The 21,296-nt window shown below is 71.5% G+C and carries 21 protein-coding genes, 1 tRNA gene and 1 pseudogene; 9 read left to right on the forward strand and 14 right to left on the reverse strand.

All coding sequences use genetic code 11. From position 1 onward, the window contains the following. Positions 1-311 precede the first annotated feature (311 nt). The 3 genes from cysS (at position 312) to IE305_RS14650 (ending at position 4,521) form a co-directional block, all read left to right on the forward strand. Positions 312-1,706: a cysteine--tRNA ligase gene (gene cysS / locus IE305_RS14640; protein WP_190129994.1), complete on the forward strand. Its 1,395-nt coding sequence runs from the start codon at positions 312-314 to the stop codon at positions 1,704-1,706. A 72-nt stretch (positions 1,707-1,778) separates the two neighbouring features. Further along, the gene (gene rlmB, locus IE305_RS14645; RefSeq protein ID WP_190129995.1) at positions 1,779-2,729 is read left to right on the forward strand and encodes a 23S rRNA (guanosine(2251)-2'-O)-methyltransferase RlmB; all 951 of its coding nucleotides are present in this window, start codon (positions 1,779-1,781) and stop codon (positions 2,727-2,729) included. A 166-nt stretch (positions 2,730-2,895) separates the two neighbouring features. Then, the gene (locus IE305_RS14650) at positions 2,896-4,521 is read left to right on the forward strand and encodes a DoxX family protein (RefSeq protein WP_190129996.1); all 1,626 of its coding nucleotides are present in this window, start codon (positions 2,896-2,898) and stop codon (positions 4,519-4,521) included. Between the two features lie 66 nt (positions 4,522-4,587). On the opposite strand, the gene IE305_RS14655 is transcribed toward IE305_RS14650, so the two are convergent. The 3 genes from IE305_RS14655 to IE305_RS14665 all read right to left on the reverse strand — a co-directional run bounded on the left by IE305_RS14655 (position 4,588) and on the right by IE305_RS14665 (position 7,172). Continuing rightward, positions 4,588-5,355: a nucleotidyltransferase family protein gene (locus IE305_RS14655; protein ID WP_190129997.1), complete on the reverse strand. Its 768-nt coding sequence runs from the start codon at positions 5,353-5,355 to the stop codon at positions 4,588-4,590. Positions 5,356-5,445: 90 nt separating this feature from the next. Next, positions 5,446-5,865, reverse strand: coding sequence for a hypothetical protein (locus IE305_RS14660; RefSeq protein ID WP_190129998.1), 420 nt, complete (start codon positions 5,863-5,865; stop codon positions 5,446-5,448). A gap of 173 nt (positions 5,866-6,038) precedes the next feature. Further along, entirely contained in the window at positions 6,039-7,172 is a 1,134-nt protein-coding gene (locus tag IE305_RS14665; RefSeq protein WP_190129999.1) for an ABC transporter ATP-binding protein, read from the reverse strand. Between the two features lie 174 nt (positions 7,173-7,346). On the opposite strand from IE305_RS14665, the gene IE305_RS14670 reads away from it, so the two are divergent. Further along, positions 7,347-7,419 (forward strand) — tRNA-Thr (locus IE305_RS14670). A 90-nt stretch (positions 7,420-7,509) separates the two neighbouring features. After that, positions 7,510-8,616: an aminopeptidase P family protein gene (locus tag IE305_RS14675; protein ID WP_190130000.1), complete on the forward strand. Its 1,107-nt coding sequence runs from the start codon at positions 7,510-7,512 to the stop codon at positions 8,614-8,616. 9 nt (positions 8,617-8,625) lie between these two features. Here the strand turns inward: IE305_RS14675 and IE305_RS14680 are convergent, their stop codons facing one another. The 4 genes from IE305_RS14680 to IE305_RS14695 form a co-directional block, all read right to left on the reverse strand. Beyond that, entirely contained in the window at positions 8,626-9,117 is a 492-nt protein-coding gene (locus tag IE305_RS14680) for a GNAT family N-acetyltransferase (protein WP_190130001.1), read from the reverse strand. Between the two features lie 47 nt (positions 9,118-9,164). Next, positions 9,165-10,709 (reverse strand): MFS transporter, encoded by a 1,545-nt coding sequence (locus tag IE305_RS14685; protein WP_190130002.1) that lies wholly within the window; start codon positions 10,707-10,709, stop codon positions 9,165-9,167. 48 nt (positions 10,710-10,757) lie between these two features. After that, positions 10,758-11,252 carry a hypothetical protein gene (locus IE305_RS14690; RefSeq protein WP_190130003.1) on the reverse strand — a complete coding sequence of 165 codons (495 nt, stop codon included), beginning with the start codon at positions 11,250-11,252 and terminating at the stop codon, positions 10,758-10,760. 103 nt (positions 11,253-11,355) lie between these two features. Further along, positions 11,356-12,963, reverse strand: a complete 1,608-nt coding sequence (locus IE305_RS14695; RefSeq protein WP_190130004.1) for a M4 family metallopeptidase — start codon at positions 12,961-12,963, stop codon at positions 11,356-11,358. 302 nt (positions 12,964-13,265) lie between these two features. Here IE305_RS14695 and IE305_RS14700 point away from each other — a divergent pair, with 302 nt between their 5' ends. Beyond that, entirely contained in the window at positions 13,266-13,901 is a 636-nt protein-coding gene (locus tag IE305_RS14700) for a GNAT family N-acetyltransferase (protein ID WP_229890978.1), read from the forward strand. A gap of 33 nt (positions 13,902-13,934) precedes the next feature. Here the strand turns inward: IE305_RS14700 and IE305_RS14705 are convergent, their stop codons facing one another. The 4 genes and pseudogenes from IE305_RS14705 to IE305_RS14715 all read right to left on the reverse strand — a co-directional run bounded on the left by IE305_RS14705 (position 13,935) and on the right by IE305_RS14715 (position 15,920). Then, positions 13,935-14,135, reverse strand: coding sequence for an antitoxin (locus IE305_RS14705; protein WP_190130005.1), 201 nt, complete (start codon positions 14,133-14,135; stop codon positions 13,935-13,937). A 121-nt stretch (positions 14,136-14,256) separates the two neighbouring features. Next, the gene (locus IE305_RS14710; RefSeq protein ID WP_190130006.1) at positions 14,257-15,351 is read right to left on the reverse strand and encodes a hypothetical protein; all 1,095 of its coding nucleotides are present in this window, start codon (positions 15,349-15,351) and stop codon (positions 14,257-14,259) included. 27 nt (positions 15,352-15,378) lie between these two features. After that, a pseudogene (locus IE305_RS33785) lies at positions 15,379-15,582 on the reverse strand (DUF6255 family natural product biosynthesis protein); the annotation flags it as partial. After that, entirely contained in the window at positions 15,564-15,920 is a 357-nt protein-coding gene (locus tag IE305_RS14715) for a hypothetical protein (RefSeq protein ID WP_190130360.1), read from the reverse strand. The pseudogene IE305_RS33785 and the gene IE305_RS14715, both read right to left, overlap by 19 nt. 116 nt (positions 15,921-16,036) lie before the next feature. Here IE305_RS14715 and IE305_RS14720 point away from each other — a divergent pair, with 116 nt between their 5' ends. Together IE305_RS14720 and IE305_RS14725 are read left to right on the forward strand one after the other, a co-directional pair. Continuing rightward, positions 16,037-16,876, forward strand: coding sequence for a helix-turn-helix domain-containing protein (locus tag IE305_RS14720; RefSeq protein ID WP_229890980.1), 840 nt, complete (start codon positions 16,037-16,039; stop codon positions 16,874-16,876). Next, complete coding sequence (locus IE305_RS14725; RefSeq protein WP_190130007.1) at positions 16,873-17,091, forward strand: DUF397 domain-containing protein; 219 nt, start codon at positions 16,873-16,875, stop codon at positions 17,089-17,091. The genes IE305_RS14720 and IE305_RS14725 overlap by 4 nt, the downstream gene beginning before the upstream one ends. 55 nt (positions 17,092-17,146) lie before the next feature. On the opposite strand, the gene IE305_RS14730 is transcribed toward IE305_RS14725, so the two are convergent. Further along, complete coding sequence (locus IE305_RS14730) at positions 17,147-17,830, reverse strand: TetR/AcrR family transcriptional regulator (RefSeq protein WP_190130008.1); 684 nt, start codon at positions 17,828-17,830, stop codon at positions 17,147-17,149. A 151-nt stretch (positions 17,831-17,981) separates the two neighbouring features. Between IE305_RS14730 and IE305_RS14735 the strand changes: the two genes are divergently transcribed. Continuing rightward, complete coding sequence (locus IE305_RS14735; RefSeq protein ID WP_229890981.1) at positions 17,982-19,424, forward strand: serine hydrolase domain-containing protein; 1,443 nt, start codon at positions 17,982-17,984, stop codon at positions 19,422-19,424. A 27-nt stretch (positions 19,425-19,451) separates the two neighbouring features. Here IE305_RS14735 and IE305_RS14740 read toward each other — a convergent pair whose 3' ends face one another. Together IE305_RS14740 and IE305_RS14745 are read right to left on the reverse strand one after the other, a co-directional pair. After that, positions 19,452-20,243 (reverse strand): ABC transporter permease, encoded by a 792-nt coding sequence (locus IE305_RS14740; protein ID WP_190130010.1) that lies wholly within the window; start codon positions 20,241-20,243, stop codon positions 19,452-19,454. After that, positions 20,240-21,220: an ATP-binding cassette domain-containing protein gene (locus tag IE305_RS14745; protein WP_229891043.1), complete on the reverse strand. Its 981-nt coding sequence runs from the start codon at positions 21,218-21,220 to the stop codon at positions 20,240-20,242. The genes IE305_RS14740 and IE305_RS14745 overlap by 4 nt, the downstream gene beginning before the upstream one ends. Between the last annotated feature and the right edge of the window lie 76 nt (positions 21,221-21,296).

Genomic DNA, 21,296 nt, shown 5'->3' on the forward strand with positions numbered 1-21,296 from the left:
GGGCGTTTTCTGCCCGGGATTCTGGCCGGGATTCTGCCCGGGATGCTGCTCGGGGTTCGGCCCGGGTTTCTGTTCCGGCTTCTGTTCCGGGTGCTCCTGCTGAACCGGAAGAGTGGAAGGCAACGCCCCTCCTGGGGTCCGCGGCGGTCTCGCGTCTCATCGGAAAGTCGTAGTCGAGTTGTGCCGCGGAAGCTACCAGAGGCGTTTGTATTTATGCCGCATAAAGCACATAACGGAAAAAATGCTCCCCCGTCGTGCCCCCGCCCCCGTGTGGTGCCGGGCCCGCTCCGCGAGCCCACTACCCTGGTGCCGTGACCATTCGCCTGTATGACACCCGCGCCCGGCAGATCCGTGACTTCTCCCCGCTCCGGCCGGGCTGTGTCTCGATCTACCTGTGCGGTGCCACCGTGCAGGCGCCGCCCCACATCGGCCACATCCGCTCCGGCCTCAACTTCGACATCATGCGCCGCTGGTTCACCTACCGCGGCTACGACGTGACCTTCGTCCGGAACGTCACGGACATCGACGACAAGATCCTCGCCAAGGCCGCCGAGCAGGGCCGCCCCTGGTGGGCGATCGGCTACGAGAACGAGCGCGCGTTCGGCAGCGCGTACGACGCCCTCGGCTGCCTGCCGCCCACCGTCGAGCCCCGCGCCACCGGCCACGTCACCGAGATGGTCGAGATGATGCGCGGCCTGATCGAGCGCGGTCACGCCTACGCCGCCGACGGCAACGTCTACTTCGACGTCCGCTCCTTCCCCGGCTACCTGGAGCTCTCCAACCAGGAGCTGGACAACCTGCTCCAGCCCTCCGGCGAGGGCGAGACCGGCAAGCGCGACCCGCGCGACTTCGCCATGTGGAAGGCCGCCAAGCCCGGCGAGCCCAGCTGGGAGACGCCCTGGGGCCGCGGCCGGCCCGGCTGGCACCTGGAGTGCTCGGCCATGGCCCACAAGTACCTGGGCGAGGCGTTCGACATCCACGGCGGCGGCCTGGACCTGATCTTCCCGCACCACGAGAACGAGATCGCCCAGGCGAAGGCGTTCGGCGACGACTTCGCCGCGTACTGGCTGCACAACGCGTGGGTGACCATCAGCGGCGAGAAGATGGCCAAGTCGCTGGGCAACTCCGTCCTCGTCTCCGAGATGCTCAAGCAGTGGCGCCCGATCGTGCTGCGCTACTACCTGGGCACCCCGCACTACCGCTCGATGATCGAGTACAGCCCGGAGGCCCTGCGCGAGGCCGAGGCGGCCTTCGCCCGCATCGAGGGCTTCCTCCAGCGCGTGACCGAGCTGGCCGGCCCCGTCCAGCCCGCGGCCGAGGTGCCCGCGGCGTTCGCCGAGGCCATGGACGACGACATGGGCGTCCCGCAGGCGCTCGCCGTCCTGCACACCACCGTCCGCCAGGGCAACTCCGCCCTGACCGCCGACGACAAGGACTCCGCCGTCGCCCGCACGGCCGAGGTCCGCGCCATGCTGGGCGTCCTGGGCCTCGACCCGCTCGACCCGCAGTGGGCCGGCACCGGCGGCGGCCGCAGCGAGGAGCTGCACGGCGCCGTGGACTCCCTCGTCCACCTCGTGCTGGAGCAGCGCGAGGCCGCCCGCGCCCGCAAGGACTACGCGACCGCCGACGCCATCCGCGACCGGCTCCAGCAGTCCGGCCTGGCGATCGAGGACACCCCGGCCGGCCCGCGCTGGTCCCTGTCCTGAGAGACACTTTTCGTACGTACGTTTATGACGAGCCGCGTCCGGCGGCTCTGGCAGTGAAGAAACAGGTGACCCATGGCCGGCAACAGCCAGCGCAGGAACCGCCGCACGTCCAACAAGAAGGGTGCGACGGTCGGCAGTGGCGGGCAGCGGCGCCGGGGCCTGGAGGGCAAGGGCCCCACCCCGCCCGCGTCCGCCCGTAAGGGACACGTCAAGAACCGGCTCGCCCAGGCCAAGGCCAAGCAGGCGGCCCGCCGCCCCGCGCCCCGGCGCGGCGGCCCCAAGGGCACCAACGAGCTGGTCGTCGGCCGCAACTCCGTGGTCGAGGCGCTGCGCGAGGGCGTGCCCGCCACCACGCTCTACGTGCAGCAGTTCGTCGACAGCGACGAGCGCGTGCGCGAGGCCATCCAGCTGGCCACGGGCAAGGGCCTCAACCTCATGGAGGCCCCGCGTCCCGAGCTGGACCGGATGACCAACGGCCTCAACCACCAGGGCCTGGTCCTCTCCGTCCCGCCGTACGACTACGCGCACCCCGAGGACCTGACGGCGCACGCCGCCGACAACGGCGAGGACGCGCTGATCGTCGCTCTCGACGGCATCACCGACCCGCGCAACCTCGGCGCCGTGGTCCGGTCCGTCTCCGCGTTCGGCGGCCACGGCGTCGTCGTCCCCGAGCGCCGCGCGGCCGGCATGACCGCCAGCGCCTGGAAGACCTCCGCCGGCACCGCCGCCCGGACGCCCGTGGCCCGCGCCACCAACCTGACGCGGACCCTGGAGGCGTACCAGAAGGAGGGCCTGATGATCGTCGGCCTGGCCGCCGACGGCGACACCGAGCTGCACGAGCTCGACGTCCTGGACGGCCCGGTCGTGATCGTCGTGGGCAGCGAGGGCAAGGGCCTCTCCCGCCTCGTCGGCGAGACCTGCGACTACCGGGTCCGCATCCCGATGCCGGGTGGCGCCGAGTCGCTGAACGCGGGCGTCGCCGCGGGCGTCGTCCTCTACGAGGCGTCGCGCCGCCGGGCCTGAACACGAGTGCTGTGAGGCGGCGGCCGGGGTGATCCCCGGCCGCCGCCTCTTTCTGTCCGCCGCCGATGGTTCTTGCGGCTTCTCCGTGGCTTCTTGATCGGCTTGACGGGTCTCGGACACATCCAAGCGGTCAAGGCAGTGTCCTAACCTCCGGTCACTCGGTTAGATGAGTGTGGACACCAGAACACCCCGCACACCTACGGGGGGAAGCTCCTCGGGTTTCGACGACCAGCCCGCGCTGAGCACGGTGAAGGTCCCCTCCGACCCCGCGCAGGTCATCGTCAATCACATGAGCTTCCGGGTGCAGCTCGCCCGCCCCCCGCGCACCGGCCGGCCGACCGCCGCAGGAGCGACCACGGCGCAGCTGCCCACCGTCAAGACCGCGGGCGCCAAGCGCCGCGCCCCCGTGGTGTGGAGCGGGCGGACGGGGCCGGGCGACTCGGCATCCACCCAACTCCTCGACGCGGTCCGGGACTCCGGCAGCCCCGGGACCCTCGCCGCGGGCGGGGACGCCGGCGCCACACAGGTGCTGCCCCGCATCGGCGTGGACACCCCCACCACCGTCGTCGGCCCCCGCGACCCCGCGGACGCCACCCGGGCCACCCCCCTCCTCGACGGCGTCCGCCCCACGGGCAGCGCCTACGACGAGGACCGGTACGACGGGTACGACCGCTACGAGCGGGGGACGGGCTCCGCCGAGGGCGCGTACGACGAGTACGACGGGGCGGATGACGAGTACGACGAGGACGAGCGCGCCCGCCGCGCCGAGGACGAACGCCAGGGCTACTACCCCGGCCGCCGCATGAACCTCGGCGTCGTCCTGCTGCCGCTGCGCGTGTTCCTCGGCATCGTCACGGTCTACGCCGGCATGGGGAAGCTCTGCGACCCGGTCTACTTCGACGGCGGCAAACGCGGCTCCATGGTGGCCTGGCTGCACCAGCTCCACCCCTGGGGCCTGGGCACGCCGCTGCGGGACTTCGCCCTCAGCCACCCGGTCGGCGCCGGGCTCACCGTCGCCTTCCTCCAGGTCGTCGTCGGCGTCCTCACCATCTTCGGCCTCTGGCAGCGGCTGGCCGCCGCCATCGGCGCCCTGCTCTCCGTGGTCCTCCTCGTCACGGTCAGCTGGCGCTCCGCCCCCGTCTACGACGCGCCCGACATCATCTACCTGGCCGCGTGGAGCCCCCTGATCATCGCGGGCGCCCCGTTCTACTCCCTCGACGGCCGCCTCGCCTCCGAGGCGTGGCGCCGGCTCGGCCCCCGCGCCGGGCTGTGGGACCTGCGCCGCCGCGTCCTGCGCCGCGGCACGATCATGGCGACGGTGCTCATCGGCATCTCGCTGCTCACCGGGTCCATGCTCGGTGGCGCGGTGCGGTCGGCCCGGGTGCCCGAGACCACCGGCACCCCGGCGCCGCCCGCCAACAGCCTGCCGGGCTCGCCGCTGCCGCAGCGGCCCTCGTCCTCCACGCCGCGCGGCTCGCACGGGCCCGCCGTGGCCGGCACGCCGAAGCCGACGCCCAGCAACCACAAGGCGCCGACCCCCGGCGCCACCCCGTCGGCACCCGGCACGCCGCACACCCCGGCCGGCTCGGCCGGCGGCGGCCCGGCGGGCAGCAGCGCCGGCAGCTCCCGGCCCGCGCCCCAGTCGCCGCGCCAGGCGCCGGCCCCGGCCGCGCCGCCGCACAGCTCCTCCGGCTCCACGACCGGGACGTCCACGGGCGGCTCCGGCAGCGGTTCGGGCGGCTCCGGCGGCCCGACGGGCGGCGGCGGGGCGCTGGGCGGCCTGCTGGGCTGAGACCCGTACTCCTGCGGAAACGGGAGGGGCTCCCCGCGTGGGGAGCCCCTCCCGTTCTTTCCGTGCTCAGCCGCGGGCGGCGAGCTCCTTCGCCGCCTCCTGGAGGTCCTTGGCCGTGTCGATCGCCCGCCAGTACGCGCCCTGCGGCAGCGGGAAGCCGGCCAGGCGGCGTTCGCGGGCCAGCCGCGGGAACGTCGTCCGCTCGTGGTCGCCCCGCTCCGGCAGCAGCGCGGTGAACTCCGGCGAGAAGACGTACACGCCGGCGTTGATGAGGTACGGCGACGGCGGCGCCTCGACGAAGTCGAGGACGTGCCCGAACTCGTCGGTCTCCACCGCGCCCCAGGGGATGCGCGGGCGGGCCAGCGCCAGCGTGGCGACGGCGTCGCGCTCCTGGTGGAAGGCGGCCATCTCGCGCAGCGAGAAACGGGTCCAGATGTCGCCGTTGGTGGCGTACCAGGGCTCGTCGGGCCGGGGGAGGGAGGCGGCGGCGTACCGCAGGCCGCCGCCGCGGCCCAGGGGCTCCGGCTCCACGACCGTCGTGACGCGCAGCGGCAGGTCGTCGCGGGCCGCCACGAGCCAGTCGCGCAGGACCTCCGCCAGGTGACCGCAGGAGACGACGGCGTCGGTGACGCCCTCCTCGGCGAGCCAGGCCAGCTGGTGGCCGATGATCGGCACCCCGGTGCCGGGGATCTCGACCATGGGCTTGGGCCGGTCGTCGGTGTACGGACGAAGCCGTGACCCTTGGCCTCCGGCCAGGATCACGGCTTGCGTCGGACGTCGGTTCGCGTGGTGGTACGTCGCGTGGTGGTACGGGCTGGGCTGCGTGCCGGTCATGCTCCGCACGATATGCCGTGCCGCGGGCGGGGGTGCGGCCGGTGGGGCCGCCCAGGCCGTACGGGGGCGCGCCGGGCGCCCCGCGGGTGGTCAGTGGCTCTGGCCCACCACCCCGGTGGCGTACGAGACGTCGCAGACGGGCCGGGCGTAGGACTGCGCCTGCTTGACCGACCGGTACTTGGCGACGGCCGCGCGGCCCAGCGCGCGGGCGATCTCGGCGCAGTGCGCGGCGAGCGACGGGCGGCCGTTGGTGGCCTCCTGGAGGTGCGTCAGTGCGACGCCGGGGTTCTTCTCCTGCAGCTCGCTCAGCAGCCGGTCGCGCAGCACCTCGTGCGGGGCGCGGACGGTGGCGACGGTCGAGGCGTTGTCGGAGGAGGCGGTGAGCACCTGCGACTCGGCGTTCGGTGCGGCCCAGGGCACGCGCGTGACCGCGAGCGTACCCGAGAGCACAAGAACGACCGGAAGGACGAGGGCGAGGGTTCTGCCGATGCGGCGGGCGGCCTGGTTCATGCCGCAGATGGTAGCGACGCGTAATGCGGCGGCGACATTTAGTAACCCGATCGGGCGATGTCTGCCCGGTCGCCGAAGGACCGGGATTGACGTACACCGCTCGAAATGAGGGGTGTGCCGGGGTTTTCGGCACACCCCATCGGGTGACCCCCGGGGAACGCTCGGTGGACCGCTCAGTCGCCGATGCGCTCGCCGGACGAGGTGGAGAAGACGTGCAGTTCGCCCGCCCGCGGCACGACGCGCAGCACCGAGCCCTTGTCCGGCACCTGCCGGCCGGGGACCCGGACGACGAGGTCCCGCTGCTCGCCGCCGACCTCGACCGTTCCGTACACGTACCCGTCGGCGCCGAGCTCCTCCACCACGTTCACCGTGACGGCCAGGCCGGCCGGGGCGGCGCCGTCGCCGGAGTCCTTGCGGAGGGCGTCGCCGCCGCGCTCGACGACGTCGAAGTGCTCGGGCCGGACGCCGACCGTGACGGTGCGGTCGCCCTTGTCGGCGGCGGCGGTCAGCGCCTCGCGGGCGACCGGGACCACGCTGTTGCCGAACTTCACGCCGCCGTCGGTGATCGGCACCTCGATCAGGTTCATGGCGGGGGAGCCGATGAAGCCCGCGACGAAGAGGTTGGCCGGCCGGTCGTACATGTTGCGCGGCGAGTCGATCTGCTGGAGCAGGCCGTCCTTGAGGACGGCGACGCGGTCGCCCATCGTCATGGCCTCGACCTGGTCGTGCGTGACGTACACCGTGGTGATGCCCAGGCGGCGCTGGAGCCCGGCGATCTGGGTGCGGGTCTGCACGCGCAGCTTGGCGTCGAGGTTGGACAGCGGCTCGTCCATGAGGAAGACCTGCGGCTCCCGGACGATGGCCCGGCCCATGGCGACGCGCTGCCGCTGGCCGCCGGAGAGCGCCTTGGGCTTGCGGCCGAGGTACTCGGTGAGGTCGAGGATACGGGCCGCGTCCTCGACCTTCTGCCGGATCTCGCTCTTCGGCACGCCCGCGATCTTCAGGGCGAAGCCCATGTTCTCGGCGACGGTCATGTGCGGGTAGAGGGCGTAGTTCTGGAACACCATGGCGATGTCCCGGTCCTTCGGCGGCAGGTGGGTGACGTCGCGGTCACCGATGCGGATGGCGCCTCCGTCGACGTCCTCCAGGCCGGCGAGCATGCGCAGCGAGGTGGACTTGCCGCAGCCGGACGGGCCGACCAGGACGAGGAATTCCCCGTCCTCGATCGCGATGTCCAGCTGGTCGACGGCGGGCTTGTCGGCGCCGGGGTAGATCCGGGTCGCCTTGTCGTACGTGACCGTGGCCATGGTGTTCTCGTGGTCCCTTCACCGGCAGGAACGTGCCGGACGATCCGTTGTAGAGGGAGTGGTCCTGCGTGGTCCGTCCAGGGGGACGGACTGCCGGTGACGGTACCTGTGTGCGGGTTGCTTGTCAGCAGGTGGCGGGGGGTGAGGGCGGTGTGGGTAGACTGCGGTGCGCATGCCGCCTTAGCTCAGCTGGTAGAGCACCGCTCTTGTAAAGCGAAGGTCGTCGGTTCGAGTCCGACAGGCGGCTCACCACGACGGACCGCGGGCCCAGGGGCCTGCGGTCCGTTTTTTCCGTTTCCGGAGGGTGCGTGATCCGTTACGGGTCTACGCTGCCCCCATGAGCGATGTCGAGTTCTACGCGGCGCGCATGCAGCGGGCCGTGCGGGCGGCGGCCGGGGCGGGGCTGGCGGGCCTCGTGGTGACGCCGGGGCCGGACCTGGTGTGGCTGTGCGGGTACGCGCCGCCGGCCGAGACGGAGCGGCTGACGGCGCTGTTGCTGGTGCCGGACCGCAAACCGCTGCTCGTGGTCCCGCAGTTGGAACGGCCGGACGCCGAAAAGGCGCCGGGAGCGGGCGCGTTCGAGCTGTCGGGCTGGACGGACGGGCAGGACCCGTACGGCCTGGCGGCGGAGTTCCTGGCCGGCGGCGGCCGGTTCGGCGTGTCCGACAACGCCTGGGCGCTGCACCTGCTGGCGTTGCAGCGCACGCTGCCGGAGTCGCGCTACGGCGCGCTGACCGAGGCGCTGCCGATGCTGCGGGCGGTGAAGGACGCGTACGAGGTCGACCGGCTGGCGGCGGCGGGCGCGGCGGCGGACGCCACGTTCGAGGCCGTCGTGGAGCTGCCGTTCGCCGGCCGCCGGGAGCGCGAGGTGGCGGCCGACCTGGCGCGGCTGCTGCGGGAGCACGGCCACGAACAGGTGGACTTCACGATCGTGGGCTCCGGCCCGAACGGCGCCAACCCGCACCACGAGGCGGGGGAGCGTGTGATCGAGGACGGGGACATGGTGGTCCTCGACTTCGGCGGCCTCAAGGACGGCTACGGCTCGGACACGACCCGTACGGTGCACGTGGGCGAGCCGTCGGCGGAGGAGCGGAAGGTCCACGACCTGGTGCGGGAGGCGCAGCAGGCGGCGTTCGAGGCGGTACGGCCGGGTGCGGCGTGCCAGGACGTGGACCGCGTGGCGCGGCAGGTGATCCGCCGGGCGGGCTACGGCGAGTACTTCATCCACCGCACGGGCCACGGCATCGGCGTCACGACGCACGAGCCGCCGTACCTGGTGGAGGGCGAGCACCTGCCGCTCGTGCCGGGGATGACCTTCTCGATCGAGCCGGGGGTGTATCTGCCGGGCCGTTTCGGGGTGCGCATCGAGGACATCGTGGTGTGCACCGAGTCGGGCGGCCGCCGCCTCAACAACACGGAGCGGGAGCTGCGGGTGGTGCGCTGACCCCGTGCCTTATAGGTGGCGGTGCATGATGTGCAGGCCCGTGAAGCTGCCGTCGGGCAGCCGGTACGCCTCGGGGAGGGTGCCGACGGTGGTGAAGCCGAGGGAGTGCCAGAGGGCGACGGCGGCGGTGTTGGTCTGGACGACGGCGTTGAACTGCATCGCGCGGTAGCCCTCGGCGCGGGCCCAGGCGATGCTGTGCTCGCCCAGGGCCCGGCCCACGCCGCGGCCGCGGTGCTCGGCGGCGACCATGTAGCTCGCGCTCGCGATGTGGGAGGCGGGGCCCATGTGGTTGGGGTTCATCTTGGCGCTGCCGAGGACGGCGCCCGTGGTCTCGTCGACGGCGACGACCGTGCGGCCGGGGGCGGTGAGCATCCACATCGCGCGGCCCTGCTCCGACGTGAGGTCGGTGGGGTACGTGTAGGTGCGGCCGGCGGCGGCGATCTCGTGGAAGAACGGCCAGATGGCGGCCCAGTCGCCGGGCTCGGCGTCGCGGATCAGCATGGGGGCAGCATGCGGGGGCCGGACCGGGCGCGCCACTGCTTTTCGGTTCAGTCGGCGCGCATGCGGTGGGGGTCGTAGTCGGTGGCGTACGCCGTGGCCGGGTCGGAGGCGGTGGGCGTACGGGCGGCGGCGGGGCGGGTGATCACCGTCCAGGCCACGGCGGCGCCGGCCAGCATGATGCCGGCGCCCCAGAGGAGGGCCACGTCGAAGCCGTGCACCACCCCCTCCTTGACGATCCGGTCGCGTACGGCCGGGGAGAGGCCGTCGGCGGTGGCCGGGGCGTGGAGGCGCGGGCCGATGTAGGCGGTGGCGGTGGAGATGGCGATCGTGTTGAGCAGCGCCGTGCCGATCGAACCGCCGACCTGCTGCGCCGTGTTGACCGTGGCGGAGGTGACGCCCGCGTCGCGTGGTGCGACGCGTGAGGTGACCGTGTCGATCACCGGCATGAAGAGCAGGCCCATGCCGAGGCCGGTGAGGATCTCGGCGGGCAGGACGTGGCTGACGTAGGCCGGCTCCACGGGCAGGAAGCCCATCAGGAACAGCCCGCCCGCCGCCAGGCACGCGCCGGGCGTCATGAGGACGCGCGGCGGCAGGTGGTGCAGGAGGCGGGCGGAGATCTGGGTGGAGGAGACGACGATGGCGGCGGACATCGGCAGGAAGGCGAGGCCGGTGCGCAGCGGCGAGTAGCCGAGGACCTGCTGGAGGTAGTACGTCAGGAAGAGGAACAGCCCGAACATGGCCATGAACGCCAGCGCCATGACCAGCAGCGCCCCGGCCCGGTCGCGGTCGCGCAGGACGGGCAGCGGCAGCAGCGGGTCGGCGGCGTGGGCCTGCCAGCGGAGGAACGCGGCGAGCAGCGCGACGCCGCCGCACAGCAGGCCGAGGACGAGGGGATCGTCCCAGCCGCGGGGCTCGGCCTCGCTGCACGCGTAGACGATCGCGACGAGGCCGCCGCAGCCCAGTAGTACGCCGGGCAGGTCGAGCCGGGGGCGTTCGGCGCGGCCGGGCCGGTGGTCGTGGAGCAGCCAGGTGCCGCCGAGCACGGCGGCGAGGGCGATGGGCACGTTCACGTACAGGCACCAGCGCCAGTCGAGGTATTCGGTGAGCAGGCCGCCGGCGATGAGGCCGATGGCGGCGCCGCCGCCGGCGATGGCGCCGTAGATGCCGAAGGCCCTGCCGCGTTCGCGGGGGTCGGTGAACGTGGTGGTGAGCAGGGACAGCGCGGCGGGCGCGAGGACGGCGGCGAAGCCGCCCTGGAGGGCGCGGGCGGTGAACAGCAGCCCGGCGGTGTGCGCGGCGCCGCCGAGCGCCGAGGCCCCGGCGAAGCCGGCCAGGCCGGCGAGGAAGGCGCGCTTGCGGCCGATGAGGTCGGCGACCCGGCCGCCGAGGAGGAGCAGCCCGCCGAAGGCGAGGGTGTAGGCGGTGATCACCCATTGCCGGTTCGTGTCGGACATGTGCAGGTCGCGCTGGGCGGAGGGCAGCGCGATGTTCACGATGGTGGCGTCGAGGACGACCATCAGCTGGGCGAGGGCGATGACCACCAGCCCCCACCAGCGGCGGGGGTCACCTCTGGCCGTCTGCTGTGCCCGCATCGCGTTCCAGCGTAGGGCGGGCGGGCGCGTCGTGCCTGTTCGGAGGGGCTAGACGCGGGGGTAGCGGCTCTGGAGGTCCCAGACGACGGGGTTGTCCGCGAGGCCCTCGTGCATGTCGGCGAGGTCGGCGATCAGGTCGTGCAGGAAGTCGCGGGCCTCGCGGCGCAGCTCCTGGTGGTTGAAGGTGAGCGGCGGCTCGTCCGGGGCCCAGTCGGCGGTGACGTCGACCCAGCCGAAGCGGCGCTCGAAGACCAGGCAGTCGGTGGACTCGGTGAAGTCCAGCTCGGCGAACTGCGTCTCGGCCGACCGGCTGCCGCGCGGGTCGCGGTCCAGGCGCTCGACGATGTCGCACAGCGCCCAGGCGAAGTCGAGGACCGGCACCCATCCCCAGGCTGTGGACAGCTCCCGGTCCGCCTTGACGTCCGCGAGGTAGACGTCGCCGCAGAACAGGTCGTGGCGCAGCGCGTGCACCTCCGCGGTGCGGTAGTCCGTCTGCGGGGGGTCGGGGAAGCGGCGGGAGAGGGAGTAGCCGAGGTCGATCACGTTTCGATGGTACGGACCCGCGCCGGGGCCCGTGCCCCCGCCGTCGTGGAGGGACGGCGGGAACACGGGCCCGGTCGGGGTCACGTCAGGTGGGGCTTGTGGGTCACTTGACGTTGATCGCGGTCCAGGCGTTGGCCACGGCCTTGTACTCGGCGCTCGTCGAGCCGTACAGGTCGGCGGTGGCCTTCAGGGTGGCGGTGCGGGCCGCCTTGTAGTTGGTGGTGGAGGTGAAGTACGTGGTCAGGGCCTTGTACCAGATCTTGGTGGCCTTGTCCCGGCCGATGCCGGTGACCTTGACGTTGTTGTAGGTGGGGCTGTTGTAGGTCACGCCGTTGACCGTCTTCTGGCCGCTGCCCTCGGACAGCAGGTAGAAGAAGTGGTTGGCGGGGCCGGACGAGTAGTGGACGTCGACGCTGCCGAGCGACGAGGACCAGTAGTCCTTCGACGCGCCGTCCTTGCTCGGCTTGTCCATGTAGCGCAGCGGGCTGCCGTCGCCGTTGATGTCGATCTTCTCGCCGATGAGGTAGTCGCCCGGGTCGGCCGGGTTGTTGGCGTAGAACTCGGCGGCGGTGCCGAAGATGTCCGAGGTGGCCTCGTTGAGGCCGCCGGACTCGCCGCTGTAGCGCAGGTTGGCGGTGGCGGCGGTGACGCCGTGGCTCATCTCGTGCGCGGCCACGTCCAGCGAGGTCAGCGGGTGCGAGTCGCCCTCGCCGTCGCCGTACGTCATGCAGAAGCAGTCGTCGTCCCAGAAGGCGTTGACATAGCCGGTGCCGTAGTGGACGCGCGAGTAGGCGGCCTGGCCGTCGTTGCGGATGCCGGTGCGGCCCAGCACGTTCTTGTAGAAGTCCCAGGTCACGGCCGCGCCGTAGTGCGCGTCCACGCCCGCGGTCTGGCGGCCGCCGCCCCACGTGTCGGTGGAGTTGGTGAACAGGTTGCCCGTGCCGTCGGTGCCCTGGTTCAGGTCGTACGTCTTGTGGCCGCCGCGCACGCCGTCCTGCAGCGCGTAGCCGCCGGACGTCTTGGTGGTGTCGAGGTTGACCGTGCCGCTGTAGGTGCTGGTACCGGAGCCCGTGTGGATCTGCTCCTCCTGGTACAGCTTCTTGCCGCTGGTGGCGTCCGTGATCACGCGCAGGCGGCTCGGGGTGCCGTCCTTCTGCACACCGGTGACCGTGGTCTCCCAGGCCAGCACGGGCTTGCCGTCGGCGGCCCAGATCACCTTGCGCGGGGCCTTGCCGGCGTCGGCCTTGGCGGTCTTCTGGTCGGCGGCCACGCCGAGCGCGGCCTTCTTGGCCGTCGAGGGCGCGACGGACGGCGTCGTGCTGGGCACGGCGATCTTCGCCTCGGTCGCCTTGTCGACGCTCTTGGTGCCGCTCTTCTTCTGGTGCACGACGAGGTCGCCGCCGAGCACCGGGAGCCCGTCGTACGTCCGCTCGTAGCGGGTGTGCACCGTCCCGTCCGCGTCCTTGATGACGTCCCGGACGACCAGCTTCTCCTTGGCACCCAGGCCGATGGTGCCGGCGGTGGCGCTCGCCTGGCCCTGGGCGTCCTTGATGAGGGTCGTCCGCGCCCCGGCGGAGAGGGCGAGCGGCTCGCTCGTGCTCTTGCCGGCCGAAGCGGTGGCAGAACCCGTCTGCACGCCGATCACGACCATGGCCGCGGAAGCGACGAGGGCGGCGGCGCGCACGGTGTTCTTACGGGAGGTGGCGGACATGCTTCTCAACTCTGGCTCCTATGAGGGGGGTTACGGGCAGCCGCGAACAGCCGCCCGAGAGAACAGGAGTGCTACATGAGCGAATTGAGGAGAGCGTGCCACCGAAAACGTCTGTTTGACAGGGGCGCAACAAGGATTTGATCTGTTGGTAAACGAATGGCGGTGAATTGCGTCCGCTATGCGGTGAGTTGGGTTGAACTGGCGAGGTGTTCAACTGTCCGTCACGTGACGTTGGCCGGAACGGCTCGATCCGATTGGACCTGAACGGACGTCAATTCGGCGTAAGGGGAGGGGAAGGTACGGTGTCATTCCCGCCCAAAGACGGGCAGGTGGAGGGGGAGGGTGTGACACCGGGGGCGACGGAGCGCGAGGAACCGTGCATCGTCCGCTATGCGGAGGCAAAGGTTCCGGCAGCGTTGCGTGAACAGGTGACGGTTCTTCACCAACAGGCGTGGCCGGACGCGGGCGACAGCCCCCACGACCCGGCACTCGACCCCTGGACGGTGCTTCTCGTGACGGCCCGTGGCGCCGTGATCGCGGCGCTCGACATTCTCAGCAAGGAAATCGAGCACGAAGGCCGGAGTTACCGCATCTCAGGACTGAGCGCGGTCGTCACGGCCCCTGATCAACGAGGCAAAGGAAATGGGCGGCGGCTCGTGGCCGCCGCCCAAGAAATCATGGCAATTCGCGGTGCGGACCTTGGGATCTTTACTTGCGACCGCCCTTTGCGCGCCTTCTACGAGAACGCGGGCTGGACCGTGCTCGACGGCACCGTCCTCCTGGGCGGCACACCGCAGGCCCCCTTCCCCAGCGACACGCCGGGCTTCGACAAGGTGACGCTCGCCGCGTTCTTCACGGAACGGGCGCGGCAGCACGCGCACACGTTCCGCGGCGCCCGGATCGCGCTGTATCCGGGCGAGACGGACAGGTTGTGGTGAGCCAGGCTGTGGTGAGCCGGTGCGGCGTGCTGGTCAGCGCGGGGGCTGCTCGTCGCCGGGGCGCTGCTCCTGAGTGCCCAGCTGCTCATTGATCTTCTGCTGAGCGGTGTCGACCTGCGACTGGTACTTGTTCCCGGTCCGGGCGTCGAACGCGTCACCGCCCTTCTCCACGCCCTGCCGCGCGACGTCCTCATGGCCCTTGACCATGCTCTTCAGCTTGTCGAGCATCCCCATGACGTCCTCCTGTCGCTTCGTGTCGTCCGTCCCCCCTTGCCTCCTTTCAGGATCGTCGCCGTCCGCCCCGCCCGCATCCGGACCCAGGGGGCGCCCGGGGCGCCGACGGGGCGGGCGGGGCTCACTTCGGTGACGCGGGTTGCGGGGCCGTGGTCTGTACGGGGGCGCCGAGCATGCCGAGCACCCAGGGCAGGTGCTTCTCCGCGGCGGATATGAAGACGGGCGTCTCGCCGTCGAGGCATTCGAGGGTGAGGAACTTGGGGTACGCACCCGCGTGCGGGTCCGTCACGTACGGCGGGCGCACCCGCACCGGCACCAGCGTCCGCGGCACGGCCGTGCGGTACGACGTCCCGGTCGGGTCGAGGGAGGTGGCGAACACCCCCGGCCCCACCACCAGCACGACACGGCCCGGCCTGTCGTACGGCACCTCGCCGTGCACCACGCCCGGGAACACCTTCTCCTCGTCGGGCACCCGCGGCACGAGCGGCACCGTGTCGTCCGTGTGCCGGCGGCGCATCGCGGCTGTCCACACCGCGGACAGCGCGGTGACCACCACGGCGGCCCCCGCCACCAGCAGGGCCGCCGGCCCCGGCCCGTCCGTGACGAAGGGAGCGCCGAACGCCCCGCCGACGAGCAGTGTGAAGACCACCGCCGGCACCCTCAGCTCCCGCGGGAACGCCGCGCGCGTCCTGCCGGCCCAACGGGCCGTCCAGCAGGCCGACCATGCGAAGAGGTAGGCGAGCGCGAGCAGGGTCAGACCTATGGCGGTCGGCATGCGGTAGGCCCCTCGCGGGTCCTCGGCCGTCGACTGCCGCAGGTTGCCGAGCTCCACCGAACGTATCCGGTCGCGCCAGTAGGTGACGGTCACGGCGTCGCCCCGCGACGCGTTGGCGAAGACCGGGTACTCACCGTCCATGCGCAGCCGGTGGGCCGTGCCGTCCTTCTCGGTGAGGGAGAGCCAGTAGTAGGGCCCCGACTTCTTGCCCGTGGACTCGGTCTCCGTCTTGTCGACGGTGGCCGCCACGGTGTGACGGCAGTCGCGGCCGCCCGTCGTGCACACGGCCGAGGCCGTGTAGGCCCGCTCCTCCTCCAGCGCGGGTCGCGCGAAGAAGAACAGCGGGATCGACGCCGCGAGTGCGAGGACGACCGCCATGACGACCTGGGACGCGACATGCCTGCGTGCCGGCCGTGGTTGAGGTTCGGCAGAGGAACTCATGCGCACATTCTGCGCTTCCACCCCAGAGCCGCGGCACCGGGTAGGTCCCTGACGGAACCCTGACGTTTCGCCCTCCGTCGCCTCCGGGAGACCCGGGGGCCGCACGGCGGCATAATCGGCGAACCGCCGGGTATCGCACCGGGTGCAGCGCGCGGCGCCGCCGCCGTCGTCGTACGTCCACGACGCGTCGTGCCCGCACGTTCTTCCCGGTTTCACCTGGGCCTCCGCCACAGGATGTGGGCGTCACGGAAGTGGGTGCGCAGCGCCACGGTGGCGTCCACGATCGCGTCGTGCCCACCGCGGTTGACGGCTGCGCGGCGGGCGGCCTCCAGGTCGGTGCACTCCGTGCACCCCACGGGCGAGCCGGGAGCCAGCAGCGCCGCGGTCTCCCGCAACCCGGCGGCCACCCGCTCCGCGTGACTCGCCAGCCGCAACGCGTCCGGCGGCACGCCCCACTCCCGCCCGCTGCCGGGCTCCCTCACCTGCACGTCGGCCCCGTCGCGCCCGACGACTTGCCCGAGCGCCGCGCTACGCGTGTCCACCACGTATGCGCCTTCGCGGTAGGTCACGGAATGTCCCCTTCGGGTTGTGCTTGCGGATTGCGGTCACAGCCTCGCGGCGCGTGATTAGGGTCCGGAAGGGGGTTGTTGCCCACAACGTCGGTGTAGGAGGGGAGAGTTAGGTCATGGCCATGGGTTCGCGGGGTGCTGGACGGATCCGGCAGGGAAAGTTGGGGTGGGACTTCTTCGGCTCCGAGCTGAAGCTGCGTCGTGAGAAGTTCCGCCTGTCACAGGATGAGCTGGGCAGGCGGGTGTTCTGCTCCGGTTCGTACATCGGCCAGTTCGAGGCAGGGCGCAGGAAACCGCAGAAGGACGTGGCGCAGCGGATCGACACCGAACTGGAGACGGACGGCTTCTTCGTGCGGGTGTGTGAGGAGCTGATCGACAGCACGGGAGCGCAGCACTATTTCGCTGAGGCTGCATACCTGGAAAGCATCGCCACCGAGATCCACACGTACACGCCGATGTTCGTCCCGGGACTCTTCCAGACGGCGGCCTACGCCTTCGCCGTCTTCAGGGGTGCGTTCCCCCTGGCGGAGAAATCCGAGGTCGAGGCGTGGGTGACCGGGAGGCTCGAGCGACAGTACCTCGTGGAGCAGGCGCCGAAGCCCGTGCTGTGGGCTGTCATCGACGAGCACGTTCTCCGACGGCCGACGGGTGGAGCCGCAGTCATGCACGAGCAGCTGGCGAGGCTGGCCGAGCTGGCGCGCCGAGAGCGCATCGTCATGCAGGTCCTGCCCTTCAGCTCGGGCGCGCCCGTGCTAGGCGGGTACGTGAAACTCATGGCCTTTGACGACGCCCCGCCTGTGGCGTACACCGAAGGTGCCATGAGCGGCAGCCTGCTGGACGATCCGGCCTTGGTCGCCAAGCTCCAGCTCGCCTACGACTTCGCGCGAGCTGCGGCACTGCCGCGAGAGGCATCCTTGGCCTTGGTGGAATCCGTCGCGGAGGAGTACGGCAGATGATCGCGGAAGGGCACATAACTGGCCCGGCTTGGCGCAAGAGCAGCTACAGCGGGGGTGGTGGTGGCTCAGGGCATGACGACTGCGTCGAAGTCGCCCCCAACAACCCCCTTGTTGTCCTCATACGGGACAGCAAACGCCCCGGTGGGCCCACCCTCTCCCCGCCCCGGCCCGCATGGGCCGCTTTCATCGCCGAGCTGAAGCAGACGTCCGCTTAGGGGCCGCCAGTGCCCAACCGCACCGCGCCGCGCTCCCAGCGCGGCAAAGGCACAGTCACTTCCCCGGCGTGAGCCGGCCGGCGAGGCCGTCCAGAATTCGGTCGAGTCCGTAGGCGAAGCGGTCGTCGCGCAGTCGCTGCGGATCCGCGTCCTCGTCGAAGTCCGGGCTGTGGTGTGACAGCCATTCGCGTTCGGGGACGCCGCTGCGGGTGATCAACGAGAGGTAGGCGGCCTCGCTGGTGGCGACCCCGATGACGTAGGCCATGAGGGCACCCGTGGCCTGGTCGTCCTCGCCTGCGGGGAATCCGGCCGCTTTGAACTGTGCGAGAAGGCCCGATGTCATGCGGACGGCGTTCGGGCCCACGTGGAGGAGGCCGACCTGGCCGAGTTCGGGGCCGACCCACGGGTGGCGCAGGACCATCGCCCGCAGATCGGCGGCGGCGCGGGCGACCGCCGGGCGCCATGTCCCGCGGGTGACGGCGGCCGGCGGGTCCAGTTCGCCGAACACGTCGTCCACGGCCAGCTGGATCAGCTCGTCCCGGTTGGCCACATGGCGGTAGAGGGACGTGGCGCCGGCGTTCAGGCGGGTGCCGAGTTTGCGCATGCTGAGCGCCTCGACGCCCTCCAGGTCCAGGAGCTCGATCGTCGCGGCCACGATCTGTTCCCGCGTCAGCTGCTCGCGCTGCGGGCGGTGCGGACGAGTCCACACCGAGGTGATCGGCTTCGCGTCGGCAGGCATACGCGCTCACTCCCATGGGTCGATCTGCTGTTTGTTGCCTCTCACCGTAGTCGACGCCGTACGCACCTTGCGAACGGTGATCGCTGATGCGTACAGTGTTCGCATCGCGAGAACGCCTTGCGTCGAGGGGGAGTCAACTGTGCGGAACGGTATGAAGTTTGACGAACAGGGCAACTGGAGCGTCGAAGGGGCATGGGGGACCCGGAACTCGGCCGGGCGGAAGCTGGATCTCGCCCGGTGGCAGGCCCGCCTCGACCAGCTCTGCGCCGAGCACCACGTGCCGGGAGCGTCCTTGGCCGTTCTCGTCGACGGAACCGTCCACGCATGGGCGAGTGGCGTCCTGCACCGCGGCACGGGCGTGGAGACGACGACCGACTCGGTCTTCCAGATGGGCTCGATAGCCAAGCTCTACACGGCCACCCTGGTGATGCAGCTCGTCGAGTCCGGCCGGCTCGAACTGGACGCGCCGGTCACGGACGTGCTGCCGGAGTTCTCGGTCGGTGACCCCGAAACGACCAGGATGATCACCATCCGCCGCCTGCTCAGCCACACGAGCGGGCTCACCTGCGACTTCAACCACGACAGCGGGCGCGGCGACGACTGCCTCGCCAAGTACGTCGAGGCCGCGAAGGACGTCGCGCTCGACTGCCCGCCCGGCACCGCGATCTCGTACAGCAGCGTCGGCTACAACGTGCTCGGCCGGATCGTCGAGGTGGTGACCGGCACGACGTGGGACGAAGCGCTCAAGGACCTGCTGCTGACCCCGCTCGGTCTCACGCACACCATGACCCTGCCCGAAGAGGCGCTGCGCTTCCGCGCAGCCATGGGGCACCTGGGCGAGCCGGGCCAGGATCCTGCACCGGCACCGGAGTGGGACATGATGCCGCGGTCGGCGGGCCCGTACGGCAGGGTCATCGCCACCGCGGGCGACCTCGCCCGGTTCGCACGGATGCACCTGGCCGGCGGTGTGGCCGAGGACGGCACCCGCGTGCTCTCCGAGGGGACGGTCGCCCTGATGCAGCGCCGGGTGGTGGACTGCCCCGACAAGTGGACGGTCAGCTCGGACGGCTGGGGCCTGGGCTGGACCCTGTACGACTGGAACGGTGTCGAGGGATACGGTCACGACGGCGCCTCCATCGGGCAGTACGGCTACCTGCGCGTGGTGCCGTCGGCCGGCGTCGCCGTCGCGCTGCTCACCAACGGCGGCGGTGCGCGCGAGGTGTACGCGGCGCTCTACCGCGAGCTGCTCGCCGATCTGGCGGGGGTGGCCATGCCGGAGCCCTTCGCCCCGCCGGCCACGCCGCCCGTGGTGGACTGGGCACCGCTCGTCGGTACGTACCGGCGCGAGGGCGTGGTCATCACGGTGACCGAGAAGGACGGCGCCGGGCACGCGCTCTACGAATTCGTCGACGGCATGAAGGACTTCTCGAAGCCCCTTGGGATCGACCTGCTGCCGGTCACGGGGACGGCCTTCGCCGGCACGGGCGTGGGTTCGGCCTTCAGTACGGACTACACGCCGGTGGTCTTCTCCGCCCTGCCCGACGGCACACGCTGCGTCTACATCGGCATGCGCTGCGCCCCCATGACCGGCTGACCGGCCGCTCGCCGGACGGGGCCGGTCTCACTTCCCGTCGCGGTGGAACGTCGACGTCGACCAGGCGTAGCCGAGCACCGCGAGGCCCACGCACCAGGCGACCGCGAGCCAGCCGTTGTGGCCGATCCTGGTGCCGAGCAGCAGGCCGCGCAGGGTCTCGATGGCGGGCGTGAACGGCTGGTACTCGGCGACCGGCCGGAACCAGCCGGGCATGGCATCGACCGGGACGAACGCGCTGGACAGGAGCGGCAGCAGGATCATCGGCAGGGCGTTGTTGCTCGCGGCCTCCGCGTTCGGGCTGACGAGGCCCATGCCGACCGCTATCCAGGTGAGGGCGGTGGCGAAGAGGACGAGCAGGCCGAACGCCGCGAGCCATTCGAGGGGGCCGGCGTCCTTGGAGCGGAAGCCGATGGCCACGGCGACGGCGCCCACGAGGACGACGCTCATGACGGACTGGAGCACGCTGCCGACGACGTGCCCGACGAGCACCGAACCGCGGTGGATCGCCATCGTGCGGAAGCGGGCGACGATGCCTTCGGTCATGTCGTTGGAGACGGACACCGCCGTCCCGACCACGGTGCCGCCGATGGTCATCAGCAGGATGCCGGGCACGAGGTAGGCGATGTACGCGGAGCGGTCCGCGCCTCCGCCGCCGATGCCCGCGCTCATCACGTCGCCGAAGACGTAGACGAAGAGCAACAGCAGCATGACCGGCGTGAGGAGCAGGTTCAGCGTGAGGGAGGGGTAGCGCCGGGCGTGCAGGAGGTTGCGGCGCAGCATCGTGGACGAGTCGCGGAGGGCGAGGGAGAGGGAGCTCATCGGGCGGTCTCCTGGGCGGTCAGGGCGAAGAACACGTCGTCGAGGTCGGGCGTGTGCACGGTCAGCTCGTCGGCCTCGATACCGGCCGAGTCCAGCCGGTCGAGGATCGAGCGCAGTTCGCGCTGGCTGCCGTCGCTGGGGAGCTGGAGGGTGAGGGACTCGTCGTCCCGGCCGGCCTCGGGCAGTGCCATGGCGGCGGACCGGTACGCGGCCGGGTCGGTGAAGCGGAGGCGGACGTGCCCGCCGGGGACGAGCCGCTTGAGTTGCGCGGCGGTGCCCTCGGCGGCGATCCGGCCGTTGTGGAGCACGGCGATGCGGTCGGCGAGCTCGTCGGCCTCCTCCAGGTACTGCGTGGTGAGGAAGACGGTGACGCCGCCGGTGACGAGTTCGCGGATGATGCCCCACATGGTGTGGCGGGAGCGTGGGTCGAGGCCGGTGGTCGGTTCGTCGAGGAAGATGATGCGCGGGTCGCCGACGAGGGTCATGGCGATGTCGAGGCGGCGCTTCATGCCGCCGGAGTAGGTGGAGGCCGGCTTCTTCGCGGCGTCGACGAGGTCGAAGCGTTCCAGGAGCCGTGCGGCGGTGCGGCGGCCCTCGCGGCGGGACAGGTGGTGGAGGTCCGCCATGAGGAGCATGTTCTCCTCGCCGGTGATCAGGCCGTCGACGGCGGAGAACTGGCCGGTGACGCCAATGGCGGCGCGGACCGCCTGGGGGTCGGTGGCGAGGTCGTGGCCGGCGATGCGGATGTCGCCGGAGGCGGCGTCGGGGGAGACGAGGGTGGAGAGGATCTTGACGGCGGTGGTCTTGCCGGCGCCGTTGGGGCCGAGCAGCGCGAAGATGCTGCCGGCCGGGATGTGCAGGTCGATGCCGTCGAGGACGAGCTTGTCGCCGTAGGACTTGCGCAGGTTGGTGGCGGAGATGGCGGCGGAGGTGGCGGTGGACGGCTGCCGGCCGTCCGCACGGCTGGTTGTGAGCATGACAAAGGAGCCCATGGGGCCCTCCCGTTCGGAGGTCGTGGCGGCGGGTGACGGGTGGTGCCGAGGAGGGGAGCGC

Origin of the sequence: Streptomyces mashuensis, from assembly GCF_014654785.1 — a bacterium.
Taxonomy (GTDB): domain Bacteria; phylum Actinomycetota; class Actinomycetes; order Streptomycetales; family Streptomycetaceae; genus Streptomyces; species Streptomyces mashuensis.